The organism is Telluria beijingensis, assembly GCF_030770395.1.
Classification (GTDB): Bacteria; Pseudomonadota; Gammaproteobacteria; order Burkholderiales; family Burkholderiaceae_D; genus Telluria; species Telluria beijingensis.
This window is the reverse complement of sequence record NZ_CP132480.1, coordinates 5,135,999-5,149,067: the sequence shown is the minus strand read 5'-3', so window position 1 is coordinate 5,149,067 and position 13,069 is coordinate 5,135,999. Positions and strand designations below refer to the sequence as shown.

The following is a 13,069-nucleotide window of genomic DNA, read 5'->3' as shown; positions in this document are numbered from 1 at the left end:
ACAATCATGAACATCGTCACGCGCGCCCTTGGCTGCGGTATTTGCCTGCTCGCGGCCGGTCCGGCAATGGCCCTCGACTGGAGCGACACCGCCATCAGCTGGCGCTACGGCAGCCGCTTCGCCGAGCCCTTCAATCCCGATCACATCGACAAGCACGTGCTGGCGCTGACCCACGCCAGCGGCTACAAGTACGGCAGCAACTACCTCAACCTCGACTGGCTCAAGTCCGACCGCAACGATCCGCGCTCGCTCGGCGGGAGTTCTGGCGCCGACGAAGCCTATCTGCTGTACCGCCACACGCTCGACATCGGTGCGCTGAGCGGGCGCGAGCTCCGCTTCGGCAAGGTGAAGGGCGTCGGCCTGACTGCCGGCTTCGACGTCAACACCAAGCGCGACGTCGGCTACAACTCGCGCAAGCGCATGCTGGTGCTCGGGCCGACGCTGATGTGGGACGTGCCGGGTTTTCTCAGCACCAGCATCCTCCTGATCCGCGAAAGCAATGCCCCGAGCGGCGCGTTCGCCCCGATTTCCGAGGTGCGCGGGCGCTACAAGTACGAGAATCACCCGATGCTCAACCTCAGCTGGGGCATCCCGCTGAACGAGCGCTGGGCCTTCGAGGGCTATGCCAACTTCATCGCCGCCAAGGGACTGGACGAAACCGGCAACCCGACCAGTGCGGAGACGAATATCGACATGCAGCTGATGTACGACGTCGGCGCGCATTATGGCCAGAAGAAGAACCGCTTCCGCGTCGGCGTCGAGTACCAGTTCTGGAACAACAAGTTCGGCAATTCGCGCGCGACCACCGGCGGGCGCGGGCAGCGCGCCAGCACGCCGATGATCCGCGCCGAATACCACTTCTAGTTCAGGCCAGGAAACCGATCGACGCCTGCCGGCCGCGCTTGAGCGCGCATTCCTGCTCGAGCGCCGTCACCAGTTGCGCGCAGGCGGTGAACGGCGCGAAGCGGTGGCGCCGCGCCAGCGCGGCAAAATCGCCCGGCGTCAGCTTCAGCAGGCCGTGCATGCGCGCCTGCTCGTGCGCGCCGGGGCCCGCCAGGCCGAAGGCGGCGCACTGGCGTTCCAGCATCAGCAAGCCCTGCTCGGGGCGCAGGTAGCCGAAGCGCAGCTTGAGGTCGAAGCGGCGCAGCGCGGCCGGGTCGATATCGTCCATCAGGTTGGTCGAGGCGATGAACACGCCGCCGAAGGCTTCCATCCGGGTCAGCATCTCGTTCACGCGCGTGACTTCCCACGAGGCGCGCGCGCCTTCGCGGTCGCGCAGGAAGCTGTCGACTTCATCGATCATCAGCAGGGCGCCTTCGCGCTCGGCCTGGCGGAAGGCCTGGGCGATCGCCTTTTCGCTGTCGCCGACATACTTCGACATCAGTTCCGAAGCGCTGCGCAGCATCAGCGGCATTTCGAGCTGTTCGGCCAGCCAGCGGCCGAAGGCGCTCTTGCCGGTGCCGGGCGGGCCGTACAGGCACAGGCGGCCGGAGCGCGCATGTTGCAGGCCGGGCAGCAGCGCCGCCAGGTCGGTGTCGGCGTTCAGGATGGCCGGGTCGTAGTCGGACGGCAGGCGCGCGGCGTCGCCGGCATCCAGCCCGGCATGGCCCTGGGCCTCGAGCGTGCGTCCGGCCAGCCAGGCCACGGCGCGGGCCGCGCCGGCGTCGTCGAACTGGTCGCGGATGGTGCGCACCACCGAGGCCACGCGGTCGACCACGGCCGGGGCCAGCGTCTCGACCCGCGCCATGCGCGCCAGGGTCGGCGCATCGACCAGGTCGCCGCAGGCGGCCTGCAGGATGCGTTCGCGCTGGCTGCGCGGCGGCACCTGCACTTCGACCAGCATGTCGAAGCGGCGCAGGAAGGCCGGGTCGATGCCGTCGATCGAGTTCGACAGCCACAGGGTCGGCACCCGGTTCTGTTCCAGCGTGCGGTTGATCCAGGCCTTGCGGCGCTGGGCGGTGCTGCGCTGGCCGAACATGCCGTCGTCGGCGAACACGTCTTCCACTTCATCGAACAGCAGCAGCGCGCGGCGGCGGTCGAAGAAGCTCTGGGCGGCGCGGTAGGCGCGCAGCCGGCGCTCGCCGCCGACCGGGTCGCCGTCCTCGTCTTCACTGGCCACTTCGAACAGCTCGCAACCCAGCTCCGCCGCCAGGGCGCGCGCCAGCTCGCTCTTGCCCGTGCCTGGCGCGCCGTACACGAACACGTTGACGCCCTGGCGCGGCGTGTCGCTGCCGCTCACGGTGCGTTCCAGGTAGGGCCGCAGGATGGCGAGTTCCTGTTCCAGGTGCGGGAAGTCGCCGAGGGTCAGGCGCGCCGGCGCGCTCGGCGCCACCGTGTCGCGCAGCAGCGAGATCGGGTCGGCGTCGAGGCCGACCACCGAGTCGGCGAAGCGGTTCGACAGCAGGTCGAGCTTGCTGCGCAGCGAGCCGCTGATGGCGCGGTCGATATTGAGCAGGCCGGAACGCGCCAGCACGCCGCCGGTGCCCAGTGCGTCGCGCACCGCGTCCGGCTGCAGGTCGAGCAGGGTGGCCAGCACGTCGACGATCTTCGGCGAAGACAGGTTGCCCAGCGTTTCGGCGGCATCGTCGAGGATGCGCTCGTGGTGCAGCATGGTGGCGAATTCGAGGATGCGGCATTCGATGTCGGACATGCCGACCAGCGCCGCCAGGCGCGCCACGTTGGCGTGCAGGATCGCGGGCACCTTGCGATCGAGGTCGTTTTCGGCCTGGCGGTGCAGTTCGCGCAGGCGCTTCTTGACCAGGTTGGCGTCGAAATCGCGCTCGTCGTCGTCGATCCAGTCGCCCAGCCCCAGCGCGCGCGCCAGGTGATCGTTGGAGAAGCACATCGGACCGACCAGGTCGCGGTGGCCGCCGAGCGGCACCATGATGCGCAGGACCCAGAGGCGGCTGGCCTGGGCGAGTTCTTGGGGGGCGGGGCGGGAACGGCGGCGGCGTACGGTCAAATCGGCTCTCCTGGAGATGGGATGACTACATTGTGCGGCAGGGATGCGACGGAATGTGTCGCGATACCGAAAGGTTGCTTATTTGATGCGCGTGAGCCGCGGCGCCGGCAGGCCGGCGTCCGCCAGGCCGCGCCGCAGCGCCATCTCGGCATAGCGGCGGCGATATTCCGCCTTCCAGTGCGCGACGCCGGCGCCGTCTCCCTGCATGCCGTCGCGCAGGCCGGCCAGGCGGCCGACCACGAAGGCGCCGAGCCAGTCGCGGGTGCTGGCCACCTGCATCGCGGGCCCGTTGCCGGCCACCGCGCCGTGCACCGAGCCTGGCCACGGCGCGCGGCTGGCCCTGACCTGGTCGTCGAGCGCGCCGAGCGCCAGGCGCAGGTCGAAGCCGCCGCTGTCGACGCAGGCCAGCAGCGCCGCCAGCTTCAGGTGCGGGGACAGCGCCGACATGCCGATGAAGGCCAGCAGCGCATCGTGGTGGCGGACCGGGTCCTGGTGAGGCAGGCTGGCGGCCTGCTCGAGGAGGGGATGCCAGCGGCGGCGGATGGCGTCGAGGCTGCGGCACTGTTCGAGCGGGAGATACCAGCGCAGGTCGGTCATTGATTCCTTGGCAGACGGTGGAAGAGGGACACAGCATAGAAGGCGGCGGCGACAGGCTGTGTCGCAGCGCTCCTTGCCAAAAGTGCGACGCAAGCTGTCGCGTGAACGTGTCACCCTGCGTCTGCCGGACCGGTCTCAATTTCCCACGGGTAATTTATTTGCTAATATCACATCTTGAACGCGCCACGTCGGCGCGCCGAAAGCCACCATGCCTGCACTGATCGAACACATCGACGCCATCGCGCGCCAAAAGGGGCGCGCCGCGCTCTACCTGGAATTCCACCCGCAAGCCGCCGCCGAACGGCGCCACTACGACTACGAGCAGGATCCGATGCGCGAGCAGGTGCTGGCCTGGCTGGACGCCAACGGCGTGGCATGGAGGCCCTGCGGCCCGCTGGCCAATCCGTCGGTGATGGCGTCCTGGCTGGGCCAGGTCTACCTGGACCTGCCCTGGGACGAGGCGCTGCCGGCCTACCAGGTGCTGCGCGACTATCTCGAGCTGCCCGACGGCAGCATGCGCCATGCCGGCGTGCGCTTCTACGCGATGCCGCTCGAACTGGCGATGGAAAACGCTGAACACGACGAACCGGGCTACTGGCAGCGCTGGGCGGAGGCGTTCTGATGGCGAACAACCAGCAAGCCCTCCTGCGCCAGTGGCATATGCTGCAGCTGGTGCCGCGCGCGCCGCTGTCGATCGAGGCCGGCGCCTTGTGCAAGCGCCTGGAGGAACTCGAATTCCCGGTCAACAAGCGCACCGTCGAACGCGACCTGAATGCCCTGGCCGAGGTGTTCCCGCTGGTCTGCGACGATGCCGAGCGGCCCTACAAATGGAGCTGGCTACGCGGCGCCCAGCGCTTCGACCTGCCCGGCCTGACGGTGCCCGAGGCGCTGACCATGACCCTGGTCCAGCAGCACCTGCAGCTCCACCTGCCCCCCAGCACCGCCGAGGCGCTGCAGCCCTACTTCGAATCGGCCGCGCGCACCCTGTCGACCGACGACGAGCCGGTGCCCTCGAAGGCATGGCTGCACAAGGTGCGCAGCATGCCGCCGCACCAGCCCCTGACCCCGCCGCGCCTGGACCCCGACTGCCAGCGCACCGTCTACCTGGCCCTGATGGAAGACCGCCAGCTGACGCTGCACTACCGCAAGCGCGATGCCCAGGAGCTGACGGTGTACGAGGTCGTGCATCCGCAGGCGATCGTCCAGCGCGGCGGCATCATCTACCTGGTCTGCATGTTCGGCGACTACGAGGACGTGCGCACCATTCCGCTGCACCGCATCGTGGCGGCCGAGGCGCGCTACGAGGATGCGCGCAAGAAGGAAGACTTCGACCTCGACGCGTATATCGCCTCAGGCCAGTTCGGCGTGATCGCCGGCGCGCCGCTGCGCCTGTACGCCGTGTTTACGCGTGCAGCCGGCGAGCACCTGTATGAAACGCCGCTCAGCGAAGACCAGGAACTCACGCTGCAAGCCGACAAGCGCCTGCGGCTGGTGGCCACCGTCCCCAACACGCGTTCGCTGGTGTGGTGGCTGCTGGGCTTCGGCGACGGCGTGGTGGTCGAGGAGCCGGCCAGCCTGCGCCAGGAGATGGCGCAGACCGCGGCGAAGATGGCGCAGGCCTATGCAAGTGCGACTTGATATGCAAGCGTGAACGTCATTCCCGCGCAGGCGCACAGCGCCCGGAAGATTCATTCGCAATGCATGCACCGTCATTCCCGCGCAGGCGCACTAGCGTCCGGAATATTTATTCGCGAAGTACGCACGTCAGTCCCGCGCAGGCGCACAGCGCCCGGAAGAGTCATTCGCAATGCATGCACCGTCAGTCCCGCGCAGGCGCACAGCGCCCGGAAGAGTCATTCGCAATGCATGCACCGTCAGTCCCGCGCAGGCGCACTAGCGTCCGGAATATTTATTCGCGAAGTACGCACGTCATTCCCGCGCAGGCGGGAATCCAAGTAACGTCAAAGAATGCTCATGCTCTTGCATAGCCTCAGCCTTTATCGGAGCGCGATTTTTGAGCCGCTGGTCCGCTGCACTTGGGTACCCGCCTGCGCGGGTACGACGTGTTTTTCGCTATAGAGGGTCGCCTTTTCGGGATCCGAATTTGTTCCGGACACCAGTGCGCGCAGGCGGGAATCCAAGTCCTAAGCGCTGCCGTGAAAACGAACGCGAGTGGCGATGCAGGCAAACTTGGGTCCCCGCCTGCGCGGGGACGACGTGGTGCTTCTTCTGTAAGCGGGTGCAAATGGCCCGCGGACGCTAGCCGGCGGCGTCCTGCAGCGCCGCATGCAGGCAGCGCTCGGCCGCCGGCGACAGCACCAGTTCCACCGCCATCTGCGCCCGCGTGAGGGCGACGAACAACATGCGCCGCGTCTTGTCGTCGAGGGTGTCGAAATCGAACTCGGTCACCACCACCGCGGGCGCGCTCTGGCCCTTGTAGCGGTACACCGATTCGATCAGCAGCTCGCCGTCGCTCCAGCGCTGTTCGCCGTTGCGGTCGTATTCGCCGGTGAAGCGGCGCGTGCGGCGTCCGCCGATGGTAGCCCGGTTCAGCAGCTGCGAGCTGCCGCGCCCGCGGCCGCAGACGATCGCGATGTCGGCCGGCGCGAAGCCGCGCGCCAGCAGCGCTTCCACCGCCGCCTCGGTCGCAGCCAGCAACTTGTCGCTCGAGGCATAGGTGCGGATGCCCGGCACCTCGCCGTCATACGGGTTCATGCTGCGCACGGGCGGGCGCACCAGGTCGAGCGCATTGATCAACTTGCACAGGATGCGCGGGGTGCGGAAATTGTCGCTGCAGCGGATCGTCACCGCCTCGCCCAGCTCGAAGCCGTCCTTGTCGTACACGCGCTGGGCCTCGTCTTCGAGCACGTACAGGCGGCCGCCCTCGCGCAGCTGGCCGCACAGGCAGGCCACCCACTCGGCGCTGAAATCCTGGGCTTCGTCGATGACGAGCAGGTCGACGCGCGCCTCGAGGCCGTCGCAATCGTCGAGGTAGGCTTGCGTCATGCGCTCGAAGCCGCTTGGGGAGAAGTCGGGTTCGCCGTGCCGGCGGCGGTAGTGCTCGACGCACAGCTCGTGGTAGTTCACCACCTCGCTGGATGGCGGCGCCAGGCGCCGCACGTGGTCGGCCAGGCTCCGGTTGTAGCAGACGTACAGCGCCTGCCGGCCCGCGGCGCGCGCATCCTCCAGCAGTTGCAGGGCCAGCTGGGTCTTGCCCGAGCCGGCCGTGGCCTGCACCCGCACGATGCCGGATGCGGTCTCGACCCGCGGCACCCAGGTCGCCAGGCCGTCCGACAAGTGGCGCACCGTGCCTTGCAACTGGTCGCGCAGCACGTCTAGCGCCGGCATCACCTGGAACTGGTTGAGCAGCAGGCGGCGCAGCGCCTCGTGGTCGACCAGGCGCTGGGTCGGCGCCAGCCAGTCGCGCACCGTGGTCACCATGCGGTCGTAGCCGACGGCGTCGATGATGCGCTCGCGCGGGATCGCCGTCACCTGGCCGTCGCCCAGCGTGTAGTCGGGCAGGACCAGGCAGCTGACGAGTTCAGGGTGGATGCCGGCCTGCTGCAGGCGGTTCTGCATGGCGGCGCGCTGGACCAGCGCCTGGCGCGCGACGTCGCGTTCGCCGCTGCCATACAGCTTGTAGATGCCGCCTTCGCGCAGCACGACGGCGCCGGCCTTCACTTCCATCAGCAGCAGGTTGCCGTTCGGGGCCAGCACCACGATATCGATCTCGCCATAGCGGTCGTGCCCATTGTGGACGGTGTGCAGCGCAACGCTGTGGAATACCTCGAAGCCTTGCGGCAGGTGGTCGCGCAGCCGTTCGAGGACGTCGAGTTCACGATAGCGTCCGGCGTCGGTACGCAGCGGCGGGAGCAGGTGGGGAGACAGGGTGGCCATGGCGGGGAGCGATCTTCAGGAGTTGCTCATTATCAAGCAAGCGGCCGGATGACACCATGGCCTGTCGTTTTTCCGCACCTGCCGCGATTGGCGGCTCAGTCGTCGTTGCTGCTCTCGCGCACCACCAGCACAGCTGGCCGACGTCATTGCCCATCTCGCGCTCTTTCCCGATCAATACTTCGTTTGCGTGTAGGGACGGGCGCCCTGCTCCTTGCCCCAGTCCTTGTTCGGCGTCGCCTGCATGGTGAACACCAGTTCGCCGCCGGCCATGATGTCTTCGTGGCGGATGAAGCTGCGGTTGAGGGGCTTGCCGTTCAGGGTCACGCGGCCGACGTAGCCGTTGGCGCCCGAGAGCTGGTCGGCGCGCACGGTGAAGCGCTTCCCGTTCGGCAGGTCCAGCGCCGCTTTATTCAGGAAGGGGCGGCCGATCACGTACTCGTTGCTGCCCGGCGCGACCGGATAGAAGCCGAGCGCGGTGAAGGCGAACCAGGCCGACATCTGGCCCAGGTCGTCGTTGCCCGACAGGCCGTCCGGCTGGTCGCTGTACTGGGTCGCCATGATGTTGGCCAGGCGTTCCTGGGTGCGCCACGGCGCGCCGGCGTAGTTGTACAGGTAGGCCACGTGGTGCGAGGGCTCGTTGCCGTGGGCGTAGTGGCCGATCAGGCCCGAGATGTCTTCCATGTGGGCGTACACGGTCTCATCGACCCTGGCGTCGAATACCTGGTCGATCTTCTCCACCAGCTTGGTGTCGCCGCCCAGGAAGGAGATCAGGCCGGCGTTATCGTGCGGCATATACCAGGAATACTGCCAGGCGCTGCCCTCGGTGTAGTCGCTGCCGAAGTTCGACAACTCGGGGTTGAACGGGGTGCGGAATTCGCCGCTGGACTTGCGGGCGCGGATGAAGCCGGTCTCCTTGTCGAACACATTGCGGTAGTTCTGGGCCCGCTTGTAGTAGCGGGCGGCGACGTCCTTCTTGCCCATCTTCTCGGCCATGCGCGCGATGGTCCAGTCGTCGAACGCGTATTCGACGGTCTTGGAGGCGGCCTCTTTCTCGAGGTCGATCGGCACGTAGCCCAGCTTCATATAGTGTTCGAGGCCGCCGTAGGGGCCGTATTCGGCGCTGGCGGTCATCGCAGCCAGGGCCTTGTCGGCATCGAAGCCGCGGATGCCCTTCATGTAGGCGTCGGCGATCACCGGCACCGCGTGGTAGCCGATCATGGTCCAGGTTTCCAGGCCGTGGAACTGCCATACCGGCAGGATCCCGTAGGGGCTGTGCTGCTGCGAGGCGATCAGCGAGTTCACGAAGTCGGCATTGCGCTGCTCGGGCGCGACGATGGTGAGCAGCGGGTGCAGCGCGCGGTAGGTGTCCCACAGCGAGAAGGTCGAGTGGAAGCGGAAGTTCTTCGCCTTGTGCACCTGGTTGTCCGGGCCGCGGTAGCTGCCGTCCAGGTCCATGAACAGCGACGGCGCCAGCATGCTGTGGTACAGGGCGGTGTAGAACTTGGTGCGCATCGGGCCCTCGGCCTCGACCTTCACTGCGCCCAGCGCATCGTTCCAGGCCTTGCCGGCGCGCTCGCGCTCCTTGTCGAAATCCCAGCCCGGCATCTCGGCCAGGTTGGCGATCGCATTGTCTTCGCTCACCGCCGACAGCGCGACCTTCACCAGCAGGGTGCCGTCGCTTGGGACGCCGAAATTGAAGTCGGCCATCAGCTGCTTGCCTTCGACCATGGCCTTGTCGCCCGGGGTCTTGCCGGGCTGGGTGAAGCCGCGGTAGGCGATCGCTTCTTCGCGATTGAGCAGCTGGCGGGTGTCGATCGGGCGCGAGAACTGGATCGCGAAGTGCAGCTGGCGGCCCGGCGCCCAGCCGCGCGTCTCGCGCATGCCGGTGATGGTCGTGCTGTTGCGCACCCGCAGGCGCGCCCACAGGTTCTTGTCGTCGTAGTTATAGATGCTGGTGCGCAGGTCGAGCAGCACCTTGGCCGGCTCGCCGGCCTTGAACTTGTAGCGGTGCAGGCCCACGCGCTCGCTGGCGGTCAGTTCGACGTCGACTTCGTGGTCCTTCAGGCGCACCGCGTAATAGCCCGGTTCGGCCTTTTCCTGGTCGTGCGAGAAGCGCGAGCGGTAGCCCGAGTACGGACGCTCGGGATAGCCCGGCTCCAGCTTGGTCTCGCCGCCATAGGGTATCAGGAGCACGTCGCCCAGGTCCGAGTGGCCGCTGCCCGAGAAGTGGGTATGCGAGAAGCCGAGGATCGAATTGTCGGCATGGTTGTAGCCGGCGGCCCAGGGATAGCTTTGTCGAAAATGGCGGTGCTGGGTGTCGGGGCTGAGCTGCACCATGCCGAAGGGACGGCTGGCGCCGGGGAAGGTGTGGCCGTCGCCGCCGGTGCCGATGAAGACGTTCACGGCTTCCGCCGGGCTGCCCGCCGGGGCGGCCTGGGCGGGAACTGTACTAAACAAAAGCGCCGCGGTGGCGGCGATCGAGAGTTGTCCGAGATGAGGCCTGGCTGTCATATTGTCTCCACACGTGGCGGCAGCGACGCTCGCCGCCTGTTCTTGTTGCAACTATACCCAAGTGCAACTTATATGTGGAGTCTGGTTTTCGATCAATCGTTACCGTGTTTCAGCACATCTGTTTAGCCGGTTTACTAAACATGTTGAGGGCGGCGCATGGTCTTTCTACAGGCGCTGGCCGGCCGCGCAGGCGTCGATCAGGCGCGCCAGGCGCGCGCTGCGGGTCTCCTGCTTCTTCGCGCTGGTGATCCAGTGCAGCACGGTCGCGCGGTAGCCGGGAGGGCAGGCGCAAAAATAGGCCCAGGCCGCGGGCTGCGCCTGGAACAGGCCTGTGTCCGCCGCATCCAGTTCGGCCGGCGTTTCGCGCTCGTGCGAATAGACGCGCGAGCGTTCTTCCGAACGGCGCGCGAACGCCGCTTCACCGGCCGGCAGCAACAGGCCCTGCGCGCGCAGGACTTCCATCTTGGCGATGTTCACCGCGCTCCAGATCGATCCCGGCTTGCGCGGCGTGAAGCGGATGCTGTAGCTGGCGTCGTCGATGCGGCGGCGCACGCCGTCGATCCAGCCATGGCATAGCGCCTGGTCGACCGACTCGGACCAGCTCATGCTGGGCCGGCCGCTGCCTACCTTGTGGAAACCCACCAGCAGTTCGGTCGCGCTGTCGGCATGCGCGTCAAGCCAGGCGCGGAAATCCTGTGCGCTGTCGAAGAAAACGGGGGCGGCGTGCGTGGGCATCGGTGAAGTCGGAAAGGTGGGCAACCCGCCAACCTTAACCGCCGGTCATGCGCCATGCAAATGTCTTTTTTGAAAACCATCAATGAATATGGTCGAAATGACAATTTTAAGGAGAGGAGGCGCAATATGAATACGGCATGAAGTTGCAAAAATTGCATCATGAGAACCTCATTCCTGCCTCCACTCATGGCGCTGTCGTTGTGCTGCAGCCTGGCGCAAGCCGCCCCCGCAGAACACCAGGAATTCGAAGCCACCCTGCTCGCGCCGTTCCAGTCCGGCGCGGCGCAGGGGCGGACCTTCACCCTGGGCTTCGCCTACCCCGGCCTGCCGCATGCGGCCATCGTCGACTGGCGGGTGGAGCTGATCAGGCCCGGTGGACGTGTTGCCCTGCGCTGGCGCGGCGCGGCGCCATTCACCGGCGAGGCGATGACGGTGGCCGTGCCCTGGTCCGGTCGCCTGGGACTGGCCGCGGCGCCGGCCGGCATCTACAAGGTCCGGCTGCAGGCGACGGTGCGCGGCGATGACCATGGAGCACATGAAGCGCACGAGCAGGAGTGGGAGATCGCGGTCGGCGCGCCGCGCGAGCTTGCGATGCCGGCGTTTTCGCCCTTGCCGCGTCCTTTCGCGCCGGCTGCCGCGCCGGCGCCCGGCGCGCTGCCCTACACGGTCTACCTGGGCAACCTGCACAGCCAGACCAACCACAGCGACGGCGGCGCCGACGTCACCGAGTGCAAGGGCGCCCAGTCGCCGTTGAAGTCGCCGCATGGGCCGGACGCCGCCTTCGCCTACGCCCGGGAGCGCGGCCTCGACATCCTGGTCGCATCGGAACACAACCACATGTACGACGGCTCGGAAGGCAGGGCGCCGCACGCCGACCCGGCCGCCGCCAGGGCGCTGTACCGCTCCGGCCTGGACGCCGCCGCCGGCTTCTCGCGCAAGCATCCCGATTTCCTGGCGGTGTATGGCCTGGAGTGGGGCGTCATCAACAACGGCGGCCATATCAATATCTTCAACAGCGACGAACTGCTGGGTTGGGAGACCAATGCGAAAGGCGAGCTGATGGCCGATACCCGTACCCCGCGCGGCGACTACGCCGCGCTGTACACGCTGATGCGCCAGCGCGGCTGGGTGGGCCAGTTCAACCACCCGGCGCACTCGGGCCAGTTCCAGGTCGATGGCGTACCGCTGGCCTATACCGACGATGGCGGCGAGGCGATGGCGCTGTGCGAGGTGATGAACAGCACCGCGTTCTCGACCAACGTCAGCGAGAGCGAGACCCGGCGCAGCAATTTCGAAGGCGCCTGCAACCGGCTGCTGGAAGCGGGTTACCGCCTGGCCTTCAGCACCAACCAGGACAACCACTGCGCCAACTGGGGAGCGTCGTTCACCAACCGCACCGGCGTGCTGCTGCCGAATGGCGTCGCCTTGAACCGCGCCAGCTTCGTCGAGGCGCTCAAGGCGCGCCGCGTGTTCGCGACGATGGACAAGGATTCGCAACTGGTATTGACCGCCAACGGCCGCCTGATGGGCGAGCGGTTTACCAATCGCGGTCCGCTGGCGCTGGTGGCGAACTTCGCCAGCCTGGCCGGCAGGAAGGCGGCTGCGGTGGCGATCATGGAAGGCGTCCCGGGCCGCAAGGGCACGGTCACGCAACTGTCCGACCAGGCCGAGACCACCTTCACGCCATCGCCCGGCGCCCACTTCTATTATGCGAAGGTGACCCAGGACGACGGCAATGTGCTGTGGTCGGCGCCGGTGTGGGTGACGCAGGAGGCGGACTAGAAACCGAGACCTTCGCCCATGCCGAGCAGGGTGGCGATGCCGAGCACCGCGAAGATCAGCGCCGCGATGCCGTGCACCAGCTTCAGGGGAACGCGGTTGGCGATGCGTTCGCCGAAGTACACGGCCGGCACGTTGGCCAGCATCATGCCGAAGGTGGTGCCGGCGACGATCGCCGCCATCGATTCGTAGCGCGCGGCCAGCGCCACGGTGGCGACCTGCGTCTTGTCGCCCATCTCGGCGACGAAAAAGGCGATCAGGGTGGTGAGGAATACGCCGTATTTCGCCAGCTGCGCTTCTTCGGCGTCGATCTCGTCGGGGATGAGGGTCCACGCCGCCATGGCGAGGAAGGACAGGCCCAGCACCCAGCGCATCGTGCCCGGGCCCAGCAGCTCGCTGACCAGCGCGCCGACGGCGGCGGCGAAGGCGTGGTTGGCCACCGTCGCCATGAAGATGCCGAGCACGATCGGCAGCGGGCGGCGAAAGCGGGCGGCGAGCAGGAAGGCCAGCAACTGGGTCTTGTCGCCGATCTCGGCGAGGCCCACGATGCCGGTCGAGACGAGAAAGGCGTCCATCAATCGGGAGAGG

The 13,069-nt window shown here is 67.3% G+C and carries 10 protein-coding genes; 4 read left to right on the top strand and 6 right to left on the bottom strand.

The genetic code is table 11. From position 1 onward, the window contains the following. Positions 1–6: 6 nt before the first annotated feature. Positions 7–864 carry an outer envelope protein gene (locus Q9246_RS22545; RefSeq protein ID WP_306393203.1) on the top strand — a complete coding sequence of 286 codons (858 nt, stop codon included), beginning with the start codon at positions 7–9 and terminating at the stop codon, positions 862–864. A gap of 1 nt (position 865) precedes the next feature. On the opposite strand, the gene Q9246_RS22540 is transcribed toward Q9246_RS22545, so the two are convergent. Continuing rightward, positions 866–2,962: an AAA family ATPase gene (locus Q9246_RS22540; protein WP_306393202.1), complete on the bottom strand. Its 2,097-nt coding sequence runs from the start codon at positions 2,960–2,962 to the stop codon at positions 866–868. Positions 2,963–3,040: 78 nt separating this feature from the next. Further along, on the bottom strand, positions 3,041–3,559 hold the full coding sequence (locus Q9246_RS22535) for a hypothetical protein (protein ID WP_306393201.1): 519 nt from the start codon (positions 3,557–3,559) through the stop codon (positions 3,041–3,043). Between the two features lie 208 nt (positions 3,560–3,767). Here Q9246_RS22535 and Q9246_RS22530 point away from each other — a divergent pair, with 208 nt between their 5' ends. Further along, positions 3,768–4,181 carry a hypothetical protein gene (locus Q9246_RS22530; RefSeq protein WP_306393199.1) on the top strand — a complete coding sequence of 138 codons (414 nt, stop codon included), beginning with the start codon at positions 3,768–3,770 and terminating at the stop codon, positions 4,179–4,181. Continuing rightward, positions 4,181–5,197, top strand: a complete 1,017-nt coding sequence (locus Q9246_RS22525; protein WP_306393198.1) for a helix-turn-helix transcriptional regulator — start codon at positions 4,181–4,183, stop codon at positions 5,195–5,197. Before Q9246_RS22530 ends, Q9246_RS22525 begins: the two co-directional genes overlap by 1 nt. A gap of 621 nt (positions 5,198–5,818) precedes the next feature. Here the strand turns inward: Q9246_RS22525 and Q9246_RS22520 are convergent. The 3 genes from Q9246_RS22520 to Q9246_RS22510 form a co-directional block, all read right to left on the bottom strand. Beyond that, positions 5,819–7,456 carry a nuclease-related domain-containing DEAD/DEAH box helicase gene (locus Q9246_RS22520; protein ID WP_306393197.1) on the bottom strand — a complete coding sequence of 546 codons (1,638 nt, stop codon included), beginning with the start codon at positions 7,454–7,456 and terminating at the stop codon, positions 5,819–5,821. A gap of 171 nt (positions 7,457–7,627) precedes the next feature. Further along, positions 7,628–9,967: a GH92 family glycosyl hydrolase gene (locus Q9246_RS22515; protein WP_306393195.1), complete on the bottom strand. Its 2,340-nt coding sequence runs from the start codon at positions 9,965–9,967 to the stop codon at positions 7,628–7,630. A gap of 165 nt (positions 9,968–10,132) precedes the next feature. Beyond that, a complete protein-coding gene (locus tag Q9246_RS22510) occupies positions 10,133–10,702 on the bottom strand; it encodes a YdeI/OmpD-associated family protein (RefSeq protein WP_306393193.1) in 570 nt (189 codons plus the stop codon). Positions 10,703–10,861: 159 nt separating this feature from the next. Between Q9246_RS22510 and Q9246_RS22505 the strand changes: the two genes are divergently transcribed. Further along, entirely contained in the window at positions 10,862–12,484 is a 1,623-nt protein-coding gene (locus Q9246_RS22505; protein ID WP_306393192.1) for a CehA/McbA family metallohydrolase, read from the top strand. Here the strand turns inward: Q9246_RS22505 and Q9246_RS22500 are convergent. Then, positions 12,481–13,056 (bottom strand): TMEM165/GDT1 family protein, encoded by a 576-nt coding sequence (locus Q9246_RS22500; protein WP_306393191.1) that lies wholly within the window; start codon positions 13,054–13,056, stop codon positions 12,481–12,483. The two genes, Q9246_RS22505 and Q9246_RS22500, sit on opposite strands and share 4 nt — an antisense overlap. Positions 13,057–13,069 lie beyond the last annotated feature (13 nt).